This is a genomic window from Streptomyces sp. NPDC048606 (genome assembly GCF_040650855.1).
Lineage (GTDB): Bacteria > Actinomycetota > Actinomycetes > Streptomycetales > Streptomycetaceae > Streptomyces.
This window is the reverse complement of sequence record NZ_JBEZIB010000017.1, coordinates 1-19,136: the sequence shown is the minus strand read 5'-3', so window position 1 is coordinate 19,136 and position 19,136 is coordinate 1. Positions and strand designations below refer to the sequence as shown.

The window sequence follows — 19,136 nt, the reverse complement described above, 5'->3', positions numbered from 1 at the left end:
CCCGCATTCTTGACGGCGATCCGGTCCCGTGTCACTCAGGAGACGGGATCGATCTCCCTCAGGAGTCCGGTGTGCACGTCGAAGACGAAGCCTCGCACATCGTCCTTGAAGGGCAGGAAGGGGTTGGTGCGCACGCGCTGCATCGACTGGCGGACGTCCTGGTCGACGTCGCGGAAGGCCTCGACGGCCCAGGCGGGGCGCTGGCCGACCTCGTCCTCCAGCTCGTGCCGGAAGTCCTCGGTCAGGCTTTCGAGACCACAGCCGGTGTGGTGGATGAGTATCACCGCGCGGGTGCCCAGGGCACGCTGGCTGATGGTGAGGGAGCGGATGGTGTCGTCGGTCACCACGCCGCCCGCGTTGCGGATGGTGTGGCAGTCGCCGAGCTCCAGGCCCAGGGCCTTGTGCAGGTCGAGGCGGGCGTCCATGCAGGCGACGACGGCCACGCGCAGGACCGGACGGGCGTCCATGCCGGGGTCGGTGAACGCGGACGCGTAGCGACGGTTGGCGGCGACGAGCCGGTCGGTGACGGTTTCGCCGGCCGCCTCGGGAGCGGGGTGGGCGGGCGGGGAGGCTGAAGTCGTCATGACGACGACGTTAGTGCGCACACCCGGGCGGGGCGGGGGGCGAGGAGCGACAAAGAAGGCCGTCCGCCCTTGTTGTGAGCTGCCCCACAGGGGCCGTACGGGTGCCGCCGATCGGGTGATTCGAGGCTTTCGTCGGTTCGTCGGCGCAGGGGCGCACCGGGCGCGGGGCGGTTCGTTGACCGCGGCGACCGTTGCACTAAAGTGACGCGAACCGGCCGGAGCCCGGCCCTCACCGGCCGTCCCGGACCGTGTGAAACCTGGTAAGACTCCGCGTGCGCGGCGCGGCGTACGCCTGCCGCGCCGTTATCTGAGAGGGCGCTTTGAGTAGCGAGTCCCGACATGTCCCGGTGATGCTCCAGCGGTGCCTGGACCTGTTGGCCCCGGCGCTGGAGAGGCCGGGGGCCGTCGTCGTCGACTGCACCCTCGGTCTCGGCGGCCACAGCGAGGCCCTGCTGACCCGGTTCCCCGAGGCCCACCTGATCGGTCTCGACCGCGACAAGGAGGCCCTGCGGCTCTCCGGCGAACGCCTGGCGCCCTTCGGCGACCGGGCCACCCTGGTCCACGCGATCTACGCCGACCTCGCCGAGGTCCTCGACACCCTGGGGATCCCCACCGTCCAGGGCATCCTCTTCGACCTCGGCGTCTCCTCGATGCAGCTCGACGAGGCCGACCGCGGGTTCGCCTACGCGCAGGACGCGCCCCTGGACATGCGCATGGACCAGTCCACGGGCATCAGCGCGGCCGAGGTGCTCAACACCTACGCCCCGGGAGAGCTGGTCCGCATCCTGCGCCAGTACGGCGAGGAGAAGCAGGCCAAGCGGATCGTGTCGGCGATCGTCCGCGAGCGCGACAAGGAGCCCTTCGACCACAGCGCGCGCCTGGTGGAACTGATCCGCGACGCGCTGCCGCAGGCGGCCAAGCGCACCGGCGGCAACCCCGCCAAGCGGACCTTCCAGGCCCTGCGCATCGAGGTCAACGGCGAGCTGTCCGGCCTGGAGCGGGCCGTCCCGGCGGCCGTGGACCGGATCGCCGTCGGTGGCCGCATCGCGGTCCTGTCGTACCACTCCCTGGAGGACCGCCTGGTCAAGCAGGTCTTCGCGGCCGGCGCCACCTCCACCGCCCCGCCCGGTCTGCCGGTCGTGCCGGAGAAGTACCAGCCGAAGCTGAAGCTGCTGACGCGCGGAGCGGAGCTGCCGACCGAGGAGGAGATCGCCGAGAACCGGCGGGCGGCCCCGGCGCGCTTCCGGGGCGTCGAGCGCATCCGCGAGGCGCGACTGTGACCAAGGCCGGGAAGGTGGCCACGCTGACGCGTGGGCAGGCGGCCCGGCTGGTCCGCGGCGGGCGGGGTCCGGCCCCGGCGGGAGGGGCGGCGCGCATGCCGTTCGTCCTGCTGGTCGTGGCCCTGCTCGGCGGCGGACTGATCAGTCTCCTGCTGCTGAACTCGGCCCTCAACGAGGGCTCCTTCCAGCTGTCGAAGCTGAAGCGGGAGACCACCGCGCTCACGGACGAGGAACAGGCCCTCCAGCGCGACGTCGACGCCTACTCCGCCCCGGACGCCCTCCAGCGCCGGGCGCACGAGCTGGGCCTCGTGCCCGGCGGCAGTCCCGTCTTCATCGGCCCCGACGGCAAGGTCGCGGGCACCGTCTCCACCGCGGAGGCCCCGCCCCCGCCCCCGCCGGTCACCCCGAGCCCGGCCCCCTCGACGTCCGGCGCCGCGCCCGCCGCGCCCGCCGCGTCGGGCGGCGCCACGAGTCCGCCGCCGGCCGCCGCGCAGAGCGCGCCGTCCGGCCAGGCGGGCCCGGCCCCCGGCACCGGCCCGCAGCCCACCCCGACCCCAGGCAGGTGACGTCGTGACCCGGACACCCGCGGGACCCCGCCCCACCCCGCCCCCCGACCGCCCCGCCCCCGCGGCCCCGTACGGCGTCCGTTCCGTTCCCGGAGCCCCCCGGTGAGCGCCAAGGAACCGCCGCGACGGCGGGTGCCCGGCCCGCCGAGGCCGCGGCCCGGCGAGCGTTCCCGCGCCGGGGCCCGTCCGGCCTCGCGCCCCGCCACCCGGCGGCCCGCCGCCGCCCGCGCCCCGCACACCATCCGCCTCGGCAACCCCAAGCCGCGCCTGAGGCTGGTCGGCGTGGGCCTGACCCTGGTCATGCTCGCCTTCGTCGTCCGGCTCCTCCAGGTGCAGGCCGTGGACGCCTCCGCGTACTCCGCCAAGGCCTCCGAGAACCGCTTCGCGAGCCACACCCTGGCCGCCGAGCGCGGTGAGATCACCGACCGCAAGGGCGTCGCCCTGGCCACCAGCGTCGACGCGTACGACATCACCGCCGACCCGAAGATGTTCACCCCGCAGGAGAGCAAGGCCCCGGACGCGCCCGAGCAGGCCGCCGCCCTCCTCGCCCCGATCCTCGGCGTGGACGCCAAGGAGATCGCCGGGCGCCTGAAGACGAAGAACACCCGCTACGTGGTCCTCGCCCGCCGCCAGACCCCCCAGGTCTGGAACCAGATCAAGGACCTCAGGAAGCTCTTCGCCGACAAGGCCGCCGCCGACAAGCGGAACAACGGCCCCGGCGCCAACGTCCTGGCCGGCGTGTTCAACGAGAACAGCAGCAAGCGCGTGTACCCCAACGGGGCCCTCGCCGCCGGGATACTGGGTTACGTCAACGCCGAGGGCAAGGGCGGCGGCGGACTGGAGTCCGCCCTGGACAAGAAGCTCGCCGGCAAGGACGGCGAGCTGACCTACGCCCAGTCCGGCGGCCGGCGCGTCCCCACCGCCGGCTCCAGCGAGAAGCCCGCCGTGCCCGGCGACGACATCGAGCTGACCATCGACCGCGACATCCAGTGGGCGGCGCAGTCCGCCATCACCGAGCAGGTCGAGAAGTCCGGCGCCGACCGGGGCTACGTCATCGTCCAGGACACCCGCACCGGCGAGGTCCTCGCCATGGCCAACGCCCCCGGCTTCGACCCCAACGACCTCACCAAGGCCCGTTCCGCCGCCATGGGCAACGCCGCCCTCCAGGACGTGTACGAGCCCGGTTCCACCGCCAAGGTGATCTCCATGGCCGCCGTCCTGGAGGAGAAGAAGGCCACCCCGGCGACGCACGTCGAGGTCCCCAACCGGCTCCACCGCGGCGACCGCCTCTTCAAGGACGACATCGACCACCCGACCTGGTACCTGACCCTCAACGGAGTCCTCGCCAAGTCCTCCAACATCGGCACCATCCTGGCCACCGGCCAGCTCGGCCCCACCCAGCCCGAGGCCAACAAGGTCCTGTACTCCTACCTGGACAAGTTCGGCGTCGGCCGGCCCACCGGCCTCGGCTACCCCGGCGAATCCCGCGGCATCCTCGCCAAGCCCGAGGCCTGGTCCACCTCCCAGCAGTACACGATCCCCTTCGGCCAGGGACTGTCGCTCAACGCCATGCAGGCCGCCTCCGTGTACTCCACCATCGCCAACGGCGGAGAACGCGTCACCCCGACCCTGGTCCGCGGCTCCAAGGGACCCGACGGCCGCTTCAACCCGGCGCCCGCCCCCGAACGGACCCGGGTCATCAGCGCCGAGACCGCCAAGACCCTCGCCGAGATGCTCGAATCGGTCGTCGACGACCAGGAGGGCACCGGCACCAAGGCCCGCATCCCCGGCTACCGGGTCGGCGGCAAGACCGGCACGTCCAACCGGGTGGATCCGGCCACCGGCCGCTACAAGGGCTACACCGCCTCCTTCGCCGGCTTCGCACCGGCCGACAACCCGCGCGTCACCGTCTACTGCGCCATCCAGAACCCCACCAAGGGAAGCTACTTCGGCGGCCAGATCTGCGGCCCGATCTACAAGACGGTCATGGAGTTCGCCCTCAAGACCCTCCAGGTCCCGCCCAGCGGATCGGCCCCCGCCGGCCTCCCGGTGACCTACGACGCCGCCCCGCCGCCCGCCGCCCCGAGCGCCGCCCCGCCCGCCGCCCCCGGCGGTGCGCAGCCCGGTCCGCAGCCCGCACCGTGAACCGACCGCCCAGCCAGGAATGCGTGAGGCACCATCAGTGACATCCATCACTCCGAATCCCGGGAACCGATCCGCCGGGGAGGCCCCCGCCGGGCCCTCGCTTCGCGAGCGGCCCACCGCGCCCGGTACGCTCACCGCCGTGCCCCACGCTGATCAGCCCAGAACCGCCCAGAAAGACGCCCCGGCAGCGCCGCCGGGAGCGCCCCGGCCCGCGACCGCCCGCCCGACCCCCCTGGGCGAGCTGGCCGCACTGCTGGGCCTGCCCGACGCGGGCGACGCCCGGATCACCGGCATCACGCACGATTCCCGTGCCGTACGCCCCGGAGACGTGTACGCGGCCCTGCCCGGCGCCCGGTTGCACGGCGCGGACTTCGCCACGCAGGCGGCCGCCCTCGGCGCCGCCGCCGTGCTGACCGATCCGACGGGCGCCGAACGCGCCGCCGCGACCGGCCTGCCGGTGCTCGCCGTCGCCGACCCGCGCGGCCGGATGGGCGAGCTCGCCGCCGCGATCTACGGCCGGCCCGGTGAGGACCTGCTCCAGATCGGCATCACCGGAACCTCCGGCAAGACCACCACCGCCTACCTCGTCGAGGGCGGACTGCGCGCCGCGGGCCGCACCACCGGTCTCATCGGCACGGTCGAGATGCGCATCGGCGACGAGCGCATCAAGTCCGAGCGCACCACCCCCGAGGCCACCGACCTCCAGGCCCTGTTCGCGGTCATGCGCGAGCGCGGCATCGAGGCCGTCGCCATGGAGGTCTCCAGCCACGCCCTCGCGCTCGGTCGGGTCGACGGCTGCGTCTTCGACGTCGCCGTCTTCAACAACCTGAGCCCGGAGCACATGGAGTTCCACTCCGACATGGAGGACTACTTCCAGGCCAAGGCGCAGCTCTTCACCGAGCGCCGCGCCCGCCTCGGCGTGGTCAACCTCGACGACGAGTACGGCCGCCGCCTGGCCAAGGAGGCGTCGATCCCGGTCGTCACCTTCTCCGCCGCGGGCGACCCGGCCGCCGACTGGCGCGCCGAGGACGTGGTCAGCGGCCACATGGACTCGACGCTGACCCTCGTCGGCCCCGAGGGGCAGCGCGTACGGGCCACCGCCCCGCTGCCCGGCCCCTTCAACGTCGCCAACACCGTCGCCGCGATCGTCACCCTCGCCACCGCCGGCCTCGACCCGCAGACCGCCGCCGACGGCGTCGCCGCGGTCCCCGGGGTCCCGGGCCGGCTGGAGCGGGTCGACGCGGGCCAGCCGTACCTGGCCGTCGTGGACTACGCCCACAAGACGGACGCCGTCGAGTCGGTGCTGCGCGCCCTGCGCGAGGTCACCACCGGTCGGCTGCACATCGTCCTGGGCTGTGGCGGCGACCGTGACACCACCAAGCGCGCCCCCATGGGCGCCGCGGCCGCCCGGTACGCCGACGTGGCCGTCCTGACCTCCGACAACCCGCGTTCCGAGGACCCCCTCGCGATCCTCGCGGCGATGTTCGAGGGCGCCGTGTCCGTGCCGTCCGCCGAGCGGGGCACCGTCCTCGTCGACGCCGACCGGGCCGCGGCCATCGCCGCCGCGGTCGCGCGCGCCGAGGCCGGGGACACCGTCCTCGTCGCCGGCAAGGGCCACGAGCAGGGCCAGGACACCGGGGGCGTCGTACGCCCCTTCGACGACCGTGCCGTGCTGCGCGAGGCCATCGAGAGCCGGCAGCGCGGCGCCCGACAGGCCGAGGTGCAGCAGTGATCGCCCTTACCCTCGCCGAGATCGCCGACATCACCGGCGGGCGGCCCCACGACATACCGGATCCCTCGGTGCGGATCGGCGGTCCGGTCGTCATCGACTCCCGCCAGGTCGAGCCCGGCAGTCTCTTCGCCGCCTTCGACGGCGAGCACGTCGACGGCCACGACTACGCCGAGCGCGCGGTCGCCGCCGGAGCGGCGGCCGTCCTCGCGGCCCGCCCCGTGGGCGTCCCGGCGATCGTCGTGCCCGACGTGGAGAAGGCGCTCGGCGCCCTCGCCCGCGCCGTCGTCGAACGCCTCGGCACCGACGTGGTGGCCCTGACCGGTTCCGCCGGCAAGACCTCCACCAAGGACCTCATCGCGCAGGTGCTCCAGCACCACGCGCCCACCGTGTGGACGCCCGGCTCGCTCAACAACGAGATCGGGCTCCCGCTGACCGCCCTCAAGGCCACCGCCGAAACCCGGCACCTGGTCCTGGAGATGGGTGCCCGCGGCATCGGCCACATCGCCTACCTCACCGGCCTGACCCCACCGCGGATCGGCCTCGTCCTGAACGTCGGAACCGCCCACATCGGCGAGTTCGGCGGTCGCGAGGCCATCGCGCAGGCCAAGGGAGAACTGGTCGAGGCCCTGCCGACCGAGGCCGAGGGCGGCGTCGCCGTCCTCAACGCCGACGACCTCCTCGTGCGGGCCATGTCCGCCCGCACGAAGGCCCGTACGGTCCTGTTCGGCGAGGCCGAGGACGCCGACGTACGCGCCACCGAGGTGCGGATGACGGCCTCGGGACAGCCCTCCTTCACACTCCACACCCCGACCGGGTGCGGCGATGTGACCTTGCGGCTGTACGGTGAGCACCACGTGTCGAACGCGCTCGCCGCGGCGGCCGTCGCCCATGTCCTGGGCATGTCCGCCGAGGAGATCGCCAGCGCGCTCTCCGGAGCGGGCACGCTGTCCCGGTGGCGGATGGAGGTCACCGAGCGGGCGGACGGCGTCACGATCGTCAACGACGCCTACAACGCGAACCCGGAGTCCATGCGGGCCGCCCTGCGCGCACTCGCCGCGATGGGCGGCGCCGCGCAGGCGAAGGGGGGACGGACGTGGGCGGTGCTCGGCCCCATGGCCGAGCTCGGTGACGCGTCGCTGGCGGAGCACGACGCGGTGGGACGGCTTGCCGTCCGGCTCAACGTGAGCAAGCTCGTCGCAGTCGGGGGCAGGGAAGCGTCCTGGCTGCAATTGGGCGCCTATAACGAGGGTTCGTGGGGTGAGGAGTCGGTGCTCGTGTCCGACGCGCAGGCGGCGGTCGACCTGTTGCGCAGTGAACTGCGTCCGGGGGACGTCGTGCTGGTGAAGGCTTCCAGGTCGATCGGCCTGGAGCGGGTCGCGCAGGCGCTGCTCGACAGCGAGGGCGAGGTCGCCGGCCGATGAGGCAGATCCTGTTCGCGGGTGTCATCGGTATGTTCCTCACCGTCATCGGCACCCCGCTTCTGATCAAGCTGCTGGCCCGCAAGGGCTACGGCCAGTTCATCCGCGACGACGGCCCCCGCGGCCACGCCGGGAAGAAGGGCACGCCCACCATGGGCGGCATCTCCTTCATCCTGGCGACGATCATCGCGTACGCCCTGACGAAGGTGATCACGGGCGAGGAGCCGAGCTTCTCGGGCCTGCTCGTCCTGTTCCTGATGGCCGGCATGGGCCTCGTCGGGTACCTGGACGACTACATCAAGATCGTCAAGCGTCGTTCGCTGGGCCTGCGGGCCAAGGCGAAGATGTCCGGCCAGCTGATCGTCGGCATCGCCTTCGCGGTGCTGGCCCTCCAGTTCAAGGACTCGCGGGGACTGACCCCGGCCTCCGACAAGCTGTCGTTCGTCACGGACTTCGGCTGGTCGCTCGGCCCGGTGCTGTTCGTGGTCTGGGCGCTGTTCATGATCCTGGCCATGTCCAACGGCGTGAACCTCACGGACGGTCTGGACGGTCTGGCGACCGGCGCCGCCGTGATGGTCTTCGGCGCCTACACCTTCATCGGTGTCTGGCAGTTCCAGGAGTCCTGCGCCAACGCGGTCGACCTCACCAACCCGAACGCCTGCTTCGAGGTCCGCGACCCGCTCGACCTCGCGGTCGTCGCCTCCGCCCTCATGGGCGCCTGCTTCGGCTTCCTGTGGTGGAACACCTCGCCCGCCAAGATCTTCATGGGTGACACCGGCTCGCTCGCCCTCGGCGGCGCGCTCGCGGGCCTCGCCATCTGCTCCCGCACGGAGTTCCTGATGGCGCTCCTCGGCGGCCTGTTCGTGCTCATCACGATGTCGGTCGTCATCCAGGTCGGCTCCTTCAAGCTGACCGGCAAGCGCGTCTTCCGGATGGCGCCACTCCAGCACCACTTCGAACTCAAGGGCTGGTCCGAGGTCCTCGTCGTGGTCCGCTTCTGGATCATCCAGGGCATGTGCGTGATCGTCGGCCTCGGTCTCTTCTACGCGGGATGGGCAGCAGACAAGTGACCTCCTGGCAGGACAGGAACATCACCGTCGCCGGCCTCGGCGTGAGCGGCATCAGTGCCGCCCGCGCCCTGGCCGGCCTCGGCGCGCGGGTGACCGTCGTCGACAACGGGGACGGCGACGCGCTGCGCGCGCGGTCCGCCGAACTCGACGCCCAGGGCATCGCGGTGCGCCTCGGCCGGCTCGACGACGGACGACGGGCGGGCGAGGTCCTGCCCGAGGGGACCGACCTCGTGGTCACCTCGCCGGGCTGGAAGCCCGACAGCCCCCTGTTCGAGGCCGCCGCCGCGGCCGGCGTGGACGTCGTGGGCGACGTCGAGATCGCCTGGCTGCTGCGGGGCGAGAACGCCGCCCCCTGGCTCGCCATCACCGGCACCAACGGCAAGACCACCACCACCCAGATGCTCGCGTCGATCCTGCGGGCCGCCGGTCTGAAGACCGCGGCCGTCGGCAACATCGGCACCCCGATCATCGACGTGGTCACCGGCGAGGAGACCTACGACGTCCTCGCGGTCGAGCTCTCCAGCTACCAGCTGCACTGGGCGCCCTCCGTGCGCGCCCACTCCGCGGCCGTGCTGAACCTGGCCCCGGACCACCTCGACTGGCACGGCTCCATGGAGGCGTACGCCGCCGACAAGGGCCGCGTCTACGAGGGCAACACGGTCGCCTGCGTCTACAACGTCGCGGACCAGGCCACCGAGGACCTCGTCGTCGAGGCCGACGTCGAGGAGGGCTGCCGCGCCATCGGCTTCACCCTCGGCGCCCCCGGCCCCTCCATGCTCGGAGTGGTCGACGGGATCCTCGTGGACCGCGCCTTCGTGGAGAACCGGCAGAAGAACGCCCAGGAACTCGCGCACGTCGACGACGTCAACCCGCCCGCCCCGCACAACATCGCCAACGCCCTCGCGGCCGCCGCCCTGGCCCGCGCCTTCGGCGTCGAGCCGCGCGCCGTGCGCGACGGACTGCGCGACTTCCGCCCCGACGCGCACCGCGTCGCGCACGTGGACGTGGTCGACGGGGTCACGTACGTCGACGACTCCAAGGCCACCAACACGCACGCGGCGGAGGCCTCCCTCGCCGCCTTCGAACCGGTGGTCTGGATCGCCGGCGGCCTCGCCAAGGGCGCGACCTTCGACGAGACCGTCCGCAAGGCGGCCGACCGGCTGCGCGGCGTCGTCCTGATGGGCGCCGACCGGGCGCTGATCGCCGAGGCGCTGGCGCGACACGCCCCGAAGGTCCCGGTCGTCGACCTCGAACGGACCGACACTGGGGCGATGCTCGCGGCGGTCCGGGAGGCGGCCCGGCTCGCGGAGCCCGGCGACACGGTCCTGCTGGCACCCGCGTGTGCCTCGATGGACATGTTCGCGAACTACAACGAGCGTGGGGACGCATTCGCCGACGCGGTGCGCGAACTGGCCGCCGAGAGCGCCTAGGTCGATCCAGGGGGTTTCCTCCCCGACCCGGCTGCTCGCCTCGTACGAGTGGAGGGGAAGATCACAGATGCCGGCGAAGCAGGTGCTGCCGGGCAGGCGGCCGTCCGCGGTGGGACCGCGCGGCCGCCCTCGCCCGCCCGCCCCGGGCAAAGGATCCCCGCGGGGCGGGCCGCTGGAGCGGCTGCGGCGCACGCAGCAACGACTGCGCCGGGCCTGGGACCGCCCCCTCACCGCGTATTACCTGATTTTCGGCAGCTCGCTGCTCATCACCGTCCTCGGCCTGGTGATGGTGTACTCGGCCTCCATGATCAAGGCCCTCCAGCTCGGCCTGGGGGACGCGTACTTCTTCAAGAAGCAGTTCCTGGCCGCCCTGATCGGCGGCGTCCTGCTCATGGCCGCCTCCCGGATGCCGGTCAAGCTCCACCGGGCGCTGTCCTACCCCGTCCTGGCGGGCACCCTGTTCCTGATGGTCCTGGTCCAGGTCCCCGGGATAGGGGTCTCGATCAACGGCAACCAGAATTGGATCTCCCTTGGCGGTCCGTTCATGCTCCAGCCCAGTGAGTTCGGCAAACTGGCGCTGATCCTGTGGGGCGCCGACCTGCTGGCCCGCAAGGGCGACAAGGGGCTGCTGAGCCAGTGGAAGCACCTGCTGGTGCCGCTGGTGCCGGTGGCCTTCCTGCTGCTCGGACTGATCATGCTCGGCGGGGACATGGGCACCGCGATGATCCTCGGGGCCGTCCTGTTCGGGCTGTTGTGGCTCGCGGGGGCGCCGACGAGGATGTTCGTCGGAGTCCTCCTCTTCGCTGGTGTGATCGTCGCACTGCTGATCAGGACCAGCCCGCACCGCATGGACCGACTCGCCTGCCTCGGGGCCACGGAACCGGGCCGGGGCGACCTCTGCTGGCAGGCCGTGCACGGGATCTACGCCCTCGCGTCCGGCGGCTGGTTCGGTTCCGGTCTGGGTGCCAGTGTGGAAAAATGGGGGCAACTGCCCGAAGCCCACACGGACTTCATCTTTGCCATCACCGGTGAGGAACTGGGTCTGGCAGGGACGCTGTCGGTGCTCGCCCTGTTCGCGGCCCTAGGCTATGCGGGTATCCGCGTGGCCGGACGCACGGAGGACTCCTTCGTACGGTATGCCGCGGGAGGCGTGACCACCTGGATCACGGCACAGGCCGTGATCAACATCGGTGCGGTGCTCGGTCTGCTGCCGATCGCAGGGGTTCCCCTCCCGCTGTTCTCCTACGGGGGGTCCGCCCTGCTCCCGACCATGTTCGCGGTCGGACTGCTCATCGCCTTCGCGCGGGAGGAGCCGGCGGCGCGAGCGGCGCTCGCGATGCGCCGGCCGAAGTCCGGCCGACCGCGGAGCGGGCCGATATGGAAGTCGATGAGACGGCGCGTCAAGAAGCGTCCGTCCGGAGAGCGGTGAATTTCGGTGCATGTCGTACTCGCCGGTGGGGGGACCGCCGGCCACATCGAGCCGGCGCTCGCCCTCGCGGATGCCCTGCGCAGGCAGGACCCGACCGTGGGCATCACCGCCCTCGGCACGGAACGCGGCCTTGAGACCCGTCTGGTGCCCGAACGCGGCTACGAACTGGGACTGATCCCCGCCGTACCGCTGCCCCGCAAGCCCACGCCCGAACTCATCACCGTCCCCGGGCGCCTGCGCGGCACGATCAAGGCCGCCGAGGAGATCCTCACGCGCACCAAGGCCGACTGCGTCGTCGGCTTCGGCGGCTACGTGGCCCTGCCCGGCTACCTGGCCGCCAAGCGGCTCGGGGTGCCGATCATCGTCCACGAGGCCAACGCCCGGCCCGGACTGGCCAACAAGATCGGCTCCCGCTACGCGCACGCCGTCGCGGTCTCCACCCCGGACAGCAAGCTGCGCGGGGCCCGCTACGTCGGCATCCCGCTGCGCCGCTCCATCTCCACCCTCGACCGGGCCGCCGTCCGCCCCGAGGCACGCGCCGCCTTCGGCCTGGACCCCAACCTGCCGACGCTGCTCGTCTCCGGCGGCTCGCAGGGCGCCCGCCGCCTCAACGAGACGATCCAGCAGGTCGCCCCGGTCCTCCAGCGCTCCGGGATCCAGATCCTGCACGCGGTCGGCCCGAAGAACGAACTGCCGCGTGTCGACAACATGCCCGGGATGCCGCCCTACGTCCCGGTACCGTACGTGGACCGGATGGACCTCGCGTACGCCGCCGCCGACATGATGCTGTGCCGCGCGGGCGCGATGACCGTCGCCGAACTCTCCGCCGTCGGACTGCCGGCCGCCTACGTACCGCTGCCCATCGGCAACGGCGAACAGCGGCTCAACGCCCAGCCGGTGGTCAAGGCCGGCGGCGGCCTGCTCGTCGACGACGCGGAGCTGAACCCCGACTGGGTGCTCGGCCAGATCCTCCCGGTGCTGTCCGACCCGCACCGCCTGTACGAGATGTCCCGCGCGGCCTCCGAGTTCGGCCGCCGGGACGCCGACGACCTGCTCGTCGGCCTGGTCCACGAGGCGGTCGCGGCGAGCAGGGCCCGCTGACCACAGACCCAGGAGGCACAGGAGTGGCCGGAGCGACGACGGCACGACCCGGCACGCCCGGCAACGCGGGCCGGGGCAAAGGAGGTCAGGGCGCGCCGAAAGCGCCCAAGCCGCCCAAGTCGGCCAAGCCGGCCGGGCGACCCGGCTCGTCCGAACGCTCCGGCCCCCGGGGCCCCGGCCGCGTCCGTTCGCGCCGGGTCCTCGCCCTGGGCGTCCTGGCCGCCGCGGTGCTCCTCGCCGGCGGCGGCACCTGGGTGCTCTACGGCTCCTCCTGGCTCCGCGTCGAGAAGGTCACGACCTCCGGCACCGAGGTGCTCACCCCCGAGCAGGTCCTCACCGCCGCGGCCGTGCCCGTCGGCGCGCCCCTGGTCGGCGTCGACACCGACGAGATCGCGGCCCGGCTGCGCGGCCGGCTGCCCCGCATCGATTCGGTCGAAGTGGTCCGCACCTGGCCGCACGCAATCGGGCTGAAAGTGACGGAACGCAAACCCGTCCTGCTCATCAGGAAGGACGCGGACTTCGTCGAAGTGGACGCGTCCGGTGTGCGATTCGACACGGTGGCGAAGGCACCGGCGGGCGTTCCGGTCCTCGAACTGGCCGCGGAGCACGCGCCGAGCGCCCGACGTTTCGACGAGGAACGGCTCCTGCGGGAGGCCGTAGGCATCGCCGGCGCGCTGCCCGCGGCCGTCGCCAAGGAGACCTTGCAGGTCAAGGTGCGGTCGTACGATTCGGTCGTACTGGAGCTGACCAAGGGCCGCACGGTGGTGTGGGGGAGCGGCGAACTGGGGGAGGCGAAGGGGCGTGCGCTGACCGCTTTGTTGAAGGCCGCGCCCAAGGGTGAGCGCTTCGACGTGAGCGTCCCCACCGCCCCTGCGGTGTCCGGGAGTTGACGTCGGGTCCAACACCGACGCACCCTGGTTGGCCACCGATACGGGTGATCACATAGGGTGAAAAGAAAAACGGGAGGTTCGGCGTGTTCGTTGAACACGCGCTACTTGTCGACTTAGTGTCCTGTTCGGAAGAGTCCAGAGAACAGACATACCCCTAACCCTAAACTTCAGGGTGAGGGTTCGGGTCGGCGCGTACGGACCGTCCCATTTTCGGCATCAGTCGTCGCAACGCAGGCCCGCGAGGCGGCGACACGTAACTCGAGGCGAGAGGCCTTCGACGTGGCAGCACCGCAGAACTACCTCGCAGTCATCAAGGTCATCGGTGTCGGCGGCGGTGGTGTCAATGCCATCAACCGAATGATCGAGGTCGGTCTCAAGGGCGTCGAGTTCATCGCCATCAACACGGACGCCCAGGCGCTGTTGATGAGCGACGCCGACGTCAAGCTCGACGTCGGTCGGGAACTGACCCGCGGCCTCGGCGCCGGCGCCAACCCGGCCGTCGGTCGCAAGGCGGCAGAGGACCACCGCGAGGAGATCGAGGAGGTCCTCAAGGGGGCCGACATGGTCTTCGTCACCGCCGGTGAGGGTGGCGGCACCGGCACCGGCGGCGCACCCGTCGTCGCCAACATCGCGCGCTCGCTGGGCGCCCTGACGATCGGTGTGGTCACCCGACCGTTCACCTTCGAGGGCCGGCGCCGCGCGAACCAGGCGGAGGACGGCATCGCCGAGCTCCGCGAAGAGGTCGACACCCTCATCGTCATCCCCAACGACCGACTGCTGTCCATCTCGGACCGCCAGGTCTCCGTCCTCGACGCCTTCAAGTCGGCGGACCAGGTCCTGCTGTCGGGCGTCCAGGGCATCACGGACCTCATCACGACCCCGGGTCTGATCAACCTCGACTTCGCCGACGTCAAGTCCGTGATGTCCGAGGCCGGCTCGGCCCTGATGGGCATCGGCTCCGCCCGCGGCGACGACCGCGCGGTGGCCGCCGCCGAGATGGCCATCTCCTCCCCGCTGCTGGAGGCGTCCATCGACGGCGCCCGCGGTGTGCTCCTGTCCATCTCCGGCGGCTCGGACCTCGGTCTCTTCGAGATCAACGAGGCCGCGCAGCTGGTGAGCGAGGCCGCGCACCCCGAGGCGAACATCATCTTCGGCGCCGTCATCGACGACGCGCTCGGCGACGAGGTACGGGTCACCGTCATCGCCGCCGGCTTCGACGGCGGACAGCCCCCGGCCCGCCGGGACAACGTCATCGGCGCCGCGTCCACCAAGCGCGAGGAGCCGGCCCCGGCTCCCGTCCGCGCCCCGGAGCCGGTCCGCCCGGCCTTCGGCGGACTCGGCACCGTTCCCCCGCGCGAAGAGCCCCCGGCTCCCGTGGAGATCCCGGTCGAGGCCCCGGCCCCCGCGCCGCAGGTCCCGACGGCCAGGCCCTACCAGGACAGCCCGGCCGAAGAACTGGATGTTCCGGACTTCTTGAAGTGACACTGGGGCAGCACATCGAGAACGGCGCCCACTTCGCCTTCACCGACCGGTGGGGCGGGGTGAGCGCCGTTCCGTACGAGGAGCTCAATCTCGGCGGCGCGGTCGGAGACGACCCGGCCGCCGTTCGCGCGAACCGGGAGACCGCCGCGCGGGAGCTGGGCGTGGACCCGGCCCGCGTCGTGTGGATGAACCAGGTGCACGGGCGGGACGTCGCGGTGGTGGACGGCCCCTGGGCCGAGGGCGAGGCGATCCCCTCGGTGGACGCGGTGGTGACCGCCCGTCGGGGGCTCGCCCTCGCGGTGCTCACCGCCGACTGCACGCCGGTCCTGCTGGCCGACCCCGTCGCCGGGGTCGTCGGCGCCGCCCACGCCGGGCGGCCCGGACTGGTCGCCGGGGTCGTCCCCGCGGCGGTCGAGGCGATGGTGGCCCTCGGGGCCGACCCCGCGCGCATGGTCGCCCGTACCGGACCGGCCGTCTGCGGTCGGTGCTACGAGGTGCCGGAGGAGATGCGCGAGGCCGTCGCCGCCGTGGTTCCGGCCGCGCGGGCCGAGACCTCCTGGGGGACGCCGGCCGTCGACGTGGTCGCCGGGGTGCACGCGCAGTTGGCGGAGGCGGGGGTGGTGGACCGCCACCGTTCCCCGGTCTGCACACTGGAGTCCCGGGACCACTACTCGTACCGCCGCGACCGGGTGACCGGGCGGCTCGCCGGATATGTCTGGTTGGACTAGAGAATGACAGATCGTAAGTCGGAGCTCGCCGAGAACCTCGTGCGGGTGGAGGAGCGGATCGCCTCCGCCTGCGCCGCCGCGGGGCGGGGTCGGGAGGAGGTGACCCTCATCGTGGTCACCAAGACCTACCCGGCGAGTGACGTACGACTGCTGGCGGAGCTGGGCGTCCGTCATGTTGCGGAAAACCGTGACCAGGACGCCGCCCCCAAGGCCGCGGCCTGCGCGGACCTGCCGCTCGACTGGCACTTCGTGGGCCAGTTGCAGACGAACAAAGTCCGTTCCGTGGCGGGATACGCGCACGTGGTGCAGTCGGTCGACCGACCGAAGCTCGTCACGGCGCTCTCCGCGGCGGCGACGGACCGCGGGCGCGAGCTCGGGGTCCTGGTGCAGATCGCCCTCGACGCCGAGTCGGGCGAGCGGGGGGCCCGCGGAGGCGCGGCGCCGGACCTGCTGCCGGAGTTGGCGGACCTCGTGGCCGCCGCGCCGGGGCTGCGGATCGAGGGTCTCATGACCGTCGCCCCGCTGTCCGGTCCGTACGCGGGACGCGAACAGGCGGCCTTCGAGCGGCTGGTGGAATTGTCATCCGGCCTGCGCGGGGACCATCCGACTGCCACGATGGTCTCGGCCGGAATGAGCGGGGACCTGGAACAGGCGGTGCGGGCGGGTGCGACACATGTACGCGTCGGCACTGCGGTACTCGGCGCGAGACCCCGGCTCGGGTAACGTCGCGAAGAAAGTCGGACCACAGCAGAAAATATGGTCATTTCCGCAGATGAGCGGACAGGCCACGTGGATCGCAGGCAGTTGGTGACTTCGGTGACCCAGCGACTTCGCTGACGCGGCGACACCTGTGACAGGGCGATCCACCACAGAGCGGAGGACTCGGAGAATGGCCGGCGCGATGCGCAAGATGGCGGTCTACCTCGGCCTCGTGGAGGACGACCGGTACGACAACCCGGGGTACGACCCCGATGACGAGTTCGAACCCGAGCCGGAGCCGGAGCGCCCCCGGGAGAGGGATCGTCGACAGCAGCCGGTGCACCAAGCGCCCGTAACGGACGAACCGGTACGAGTCGTACAGCCGCCGGCTCCGCGGGAACCCCTCCCAATTCCGTCAGAAAACGGACGTCCCGCGCGAATTGCCCCCGTGGCATCCATCACACCTGACCGCACCAACCTGGAGAAGAACGCCCCCGTGATCATGCCCAAGGTCGTCTCCGAGCGGGAGCCGTACCGCATCACGACACTGCACCCCCGGACCTACAACGAGGCCCGTACCATCGGGGAACACTTCCGTGAGGGCACTCCGGTGATCATGAATCTCACGGAGATGGACGACACCGACGCGAAGCGTCTGGTCGACTTCGCCGCCGGCCTCGTCTTCGGTCTGCACGGCAGCATTGAACGCGTGACACAGAAGGTGTTCCTGCTGTCGCCTGCTAACGTCGATGTCACGGCGGAGGACAAGGCCCGCATCGCGGAGGGCGGGTTCTTCAACCAAAGCTAGACCGATCCGTCAGATACGGGACCGGGAACAGAGCGGAAAACGGGGAGAGGGAAGCGCGGGATGGGCGTCGCACTGCAAGTGGTCTACATCGCGCTGATGTGCTTCCTGATCGTGCTGATCTTCCGACTGGTCATGGACTACGTGTTCCAGTTCGCACGTTCATGGACACCCGGCAAGGCGATGGTGGTCGTCCTGGAGGCCACCTACACTGTCACCGATCCACCGCTCAAGCTTCTTCGGCGGTTCATCCCGCCGTTGCGTCTCGGGGGCGTGGCACTCGACCTGTCCTTCTTCGTTCTGATGATCATCGTTTACATCCTCATCAGTTTCGTGAGCACCGCTGCGAGAAGCGTGTGAACGATGTGCTCCCCACACGCGCGGGGATGCTCCAGGTCTTGCCGACTGCCGACGACTACGTAGAGGTGAAGAAGAGATGCCGCTGACCCCCGAGGACGTGCGGAACAAGCAGTTCACGACCGTCCGCCTCCGAGAAGGCTATGACGAGGACGAGGTCGATGCCTTCCTCGACGAGGTCGAATCCGAGCTGACGCGTCTGCTGCGCGAGAACGAGGACCTGCGCGCGAAGCTGGCCGCCGCCACGCGTGCCGCCGCGCAGAACCAGCAGCAGCAGAACATGCGCAAGCCGGAACCCCAGGACCAGCGAGGCCCGGGCGCTCCCGTGCCGGCGGCCATATCCGGCCCGCCGCAGCCGCCGCAGCAGCAGCAGCCGCAGATGGGTCCGCCGCAGCTGCCGGGCGGCCAGCCCCAGCTGCCCGCCGGCCCCGGCGGACACGGACCGCAGGGTCCCGGCCCGATGGGCAACCCGATGCAGCAGCAGTCCATGGGTGGCCAGAACCCGATGGGCCAGCCGCAGATGGGCCAGCAGCCCATGGGGCAGCAGATGCAGCCCATGCAGCAGCAGTCCATGGGCGGCCAGAACCCGCTCGGCCAGCCGATGGGCCAGCAGATGCAGCCCATGGGGCAGCAGATGCAGCCGATGGGCCAGCAGATGCAGCCGATGGGTCAGCCGCAGCTCCCGCAGCAGGGCCCCGGTGGCGACAGCGCCGCCCGCGTCCTGTCGCTCGCGCAGCAGACCGCCGACCAGGCGATCGCGGAGGCCCGCTCCGAGGCCAACAAGATCGTCGGCGAGGCGCGCAGCCGCGCCGAGGGCCTGGAGCGCGACGCCCGCGCCAAGGCCGACGCGCTGGAGCGGGACGCCCAGGAGAAGCACCGCGTCGCGATGGGCTCGCTGGAGTCCGCCCGCGCCACGCTGGAGCGCAAGGTCGAGGACCTGCGGGGCTTCGAGCGTGAGTACCGTACGCGTCTGAAGTCCTACCTGGAGTCGCAGCTGCGCCAGCTGGAGACCCAGGCCGACGACTCGCTCGCCCCGCCGCGCACCCCGGCCGGCCCGGCGCTCCCGCCGTCGCCGTCCCCCTCGATGGCTCCGGCCGGCTCGATGGGGCACTCGATGGGTGGCCCCTCCATGGGCGCCCCGTCGCCGATGGGCGGCCCGTCCCCGATGGCCGGCGGTCCCTCGTACGGTGGCCAGCAGCAGATGTCCCCGGCGATGACGCAGCCGATGGCTCCGGTGCGGCCCGCGGGTCCGCAGCCGATGCAGCAGGCGCCGTCTCCCATGCGGGGCTTCCTGATCGACGAGGACGACAACTAGGCGCCGCCGCCGCATCCGTCGGCAGCAGTGTTCGGGCCGGGCCCGGTCCCCCGCGGGGGACCGGGCCCGGCCCGAAGCCGTAAACCGGCGGGGTGCGGCCGGGGC

General features: G+C 71.8%; 17 protein-coding genes. 16 read left to right on the top strand and 1 reads right to left on the bottom strand.

Translation table 11 applies throughout. From position 1 onward, the window contains the following. Window positions 1–35: 35 nt before the first annotated feature. Window positions 36–584: a carbonic anhydrase gene (locus AB0D01_RS19480; protein ID WP_363056797.1), complete on the bottom strand. Its 549-nt coding sequence runs from the start codon at window positions 582–584 to the stop codon at window positions 36–38. Between the two features lie 320 nt (window positions 585–904). Here AB0D01_RS19480 and rsmH point away from each other — a divergent pair, with 320 nt between their 5' ends. From rsmH to AB0D01_RS19400, 16 genes are all read left to right on the top strand, one after another. Beyond that, window positions 905–1,864: a 16S rRNA (cytosine(1402)-N(4))-methyltransferase RsmH gene (rsmH, locus tag AB0D01_RS19475; RefSeq protein ID WP_363056795.1), complete on the top strand. Its 960-nt coding sequence runs from the start codon at window positions 905–907 to the stop codon at window positions 1,862–1,864. After that, window positions 1,861–2,430: a hypothetical protein gene (locus AB0D01_RS19470; RefSeq protein WP_363056793.1), complete on the top strand. Its 570-nt coding sequence runs from the start codon at window positions 1,861–1,863 to the stop codon at window positions 2,428–2,430. Before rsmH ends, AB0D01_RS19470 begins: the two co-directional genes overlap by 4 nt. Before the next feature lie 102 nt (window positions 2,431–2,532). Then, entirely contained in the window at window positions 2,533–4,575 is a 2,043-nt protein-coding gene (locus AB0D01_RS19465) for a penicillin-binding protein 2 (protein WP_363056791.1), read from the top strand. A 37-nt stretch (window positions 4,576–4,612) separates the two neighbouring features. Continuing rightward, on the top strand, window positions 4,613–6,307 hold the full coding sequence (locus AB0D01_RS19460; protein WP_363056789.1) for a UDP-N-acetylmuramoyl-L-alanyl-D-glutamate--2,6-diaminopimelate ligase: 1,695 nt from the start codon (window positions 4,613–4,615) through the stop codon (window positions 6,305–6,307). Beyond that, entirely contained in the window at window positions 6,304–7,728 is a 1,425-nt protein-coding gene (gene murF / locus AB0D01_RS19455; protein ID WP_363056787.1) for a UDP-N-acetylmuramoyl-tripeptide--D-alanyl-D-alanine ligase, read from the top strand. Before AB0D01_RS19460 ends, murF begins: the two co-directional genes overlap by 4 nt. Continuing rightward, window positions 7,725–8,795: a phospho-N-acetylmuramoyl-pentapeptide-transferase gene (mraY, locus tag AB0D01_RS19450; RefSeq protein WP_363056786.1), complete on the top strand. Its 1,071-nt coding sequence runs from the start codon at window positions 7,725–7,727 to the stop codon at window positions 8,793–8,795. Before murF ends, mraY begins: the two co-directional genes overlap by 4 nt. Then, entirely contained in the window at window positions 8,777–10,225 is a 1,449-nt protein-coding gene (gene murD / locus AB0D01_RS19445) for a UDP-N-acetylmuramoyl-L-alanine--D-glutamate ligase (RefSeq protein ID WP_363056784.1), read from the top strand. Before mraY ends, murD begins: the two co-directional genes overlap by 19 nt. Window positions 10,226–10,292: 67 nt before the next feature. Next, window positions 10,293–11,654 (top strand): putative lipid II flippase FtsW, encoded by a 1,362-nt coding sequence (ftsW, locus tag AB0D01_RS19440; protein ID WP_363056782.1) that lies wholly within the window; start codon window positions 10,293–10,295, stop codon window positions 11,652–11,654. Between the two features lie 6 nt (window positions 11,655–11,660). Then, window positions 11,661–12,755 carry an undecaprenyldiphospho-muramoylpentapeptide beta-N-acetylglucosaminyltransferase gene (gene murG / locus AB0D01_RS19435; protein ID WP_363056780.1) on the top strand — a complete coding sequence of 365 codons (1,095 nt, stop codon included), beginning with the start codon at window positions 11,661–11,663 and terminating at the stop codon, window positions 12,753–12,755. Window positions 12,756–12,961: 206 nt separating this feature from the next. Further along, window positions 12,962–13,645: an FtsQ-type POTRA domain-containing protein gene (locus tag AB0D01_RS19430; protein ID WP_363057032.1), complete on the top strand. Its 684-nt coding sequence runs from the start codon at window positions 12,962–12,964 to the stop codon at window positions 13,643–13,645. Between the two features lie 279 nt (window positions 13,646–13,924). Beyond that, window positions 13,925–15,127, top strand: a complete 1,203-nt coding sequence (gene ftsZ / locus AB0D01_RS19425) for a cell division protein FtsZ (protein WP_363056778.1) — start codon at window positions 13,925–13,927, stop codon at window positions 15,125–15,127. Beyond that, the gene (pgeF, locus tag AB0D01_RS19420; RefSeq protein ID WP_363056776.1) at window positions 15,124–15,855 is read left to right on the top strand and encodes a peptidoglycan editing factor PgeF; all 732 of its coding nucleotides are present in this window, start codon (window positions 15,124–15,126) and stop codon (window positions 15,853–15,855) included. Before ftsZ ends, pgeF begins: the two co-directional genes overlap by 4 nt. A gap of 3 nt (window positions 15,856–15,858) precedes the next feature. Beyond that, window positions 15,859–16,578 (top strand): YggS family pyridoxal phosphate-dependent enzyme, encoded by a 720-nt coding sequence (locus tag AB0D01_RS19415; RefSeq protein ID WP_363056774.1) that lies wholly within the window; start codon window positions 15,859–15,861, stop codon window positions 16,576–16,578. 166 nt (window positions 16,579–16,744) lie between these two features. Beyond that, window positions 16,745–17,362 carry a cell division protein SepF gene (gene sepF / locus AB0D01_RS19410; RefSeq protein WP_249765630.1) on the top strand — a complete coding sequence of 206 codons (618 nt, stop codon included), beginning with the start codon at window positions 16,745–16,747 and terminating at the stop codon, window positions 17,360–17,362. Window positions 17,363–17,422: 60 nt separating this feature from the next. Continuing rightward, the gene (locus AB0D01_RS19405; RefSeq protein WP_030155988.1) at window positions 17,423–17,719 is read left to right on the top strand and encodes a YggT family protein; all 297 of its coding nucleotides are present in this window, start codon (window positions 17,423–17,425) and stop codon (window positions 17,717–17,719) included. A 76-nt stretch (window positions 17,720–17,795) separates the two neighbouring features. After that, window positions 17,796–19,031, top strand: coding sequence for a DivIVA domain-containing protein (locus tag AB0D01_RS19400; protein WP_363056771.1), 1,236 nt, complete (start codon window positions 17,796–17,798; stop codon window positions 19,029–19,031). Window positions 19,032–19,136 lie beyond the last annotated feature (105 nt).

Excerpts from the sequence above, each read along its gene's own strand:
- AB0D01_RS19480 (WP_363056797.1), bottom strand. The coding sequence starts at position 584 with ATGACGACTTCAGCCTCCCCGCCCGCCCACCCCGCTCCCGAGGCGGCC.
- mraY (WP_363056786.1), top strand. The coding sequence starts at position 7,725 with ATGAGGCAGATCCTGTTCGCGGGTGTCATCGGTATGTTCCTCACCGTC.
- murD (WP_363056784.1), top strand. The coding sequence starts at position 8,777 with ATGGGCAGCAGACAAGTGACCTCCTGGCAGGACAGGAACATCACCGTC.
- ftsW (WP_363056782.1), top strand. The coding sequence starts at position 10,293 with ATGCCGGCGAAGCAGGTGCTGCCGGGCAGGCGGCCGTCCGCGGTGGGA.
- AB0D01_RS19415 (WP_363056774.1), top strand. The coding sequence starts at position 15,859 with ATGACAGATCGTAAGTCGGAGCTCGCCGAGAACCTCGTGCGGGTGGAG.
- sepF (WP_249765630.1), top strand. The coding sequence starts at position 16,745 with ATGGCCGGCGCGATGCGCAAGATGGCGGTCTACCTCGGCCTCGTGGAG.
- AB0D01_RS19405 (WP_030155988.1), top strand. The coding sequence starts at position 17,423 with ATGGGCGTCGCACTGCAAGTGGTCTACATCGCGCTGATGTGCTTCCTG.
- AB0D01_RS19400 (WP_363056771.1), top strand. The coding sequence starts at position 17,796 with ATGCCGCTGACCCCCGAGGACGTGCGGAACAAGCAGTTCACGACCGTC.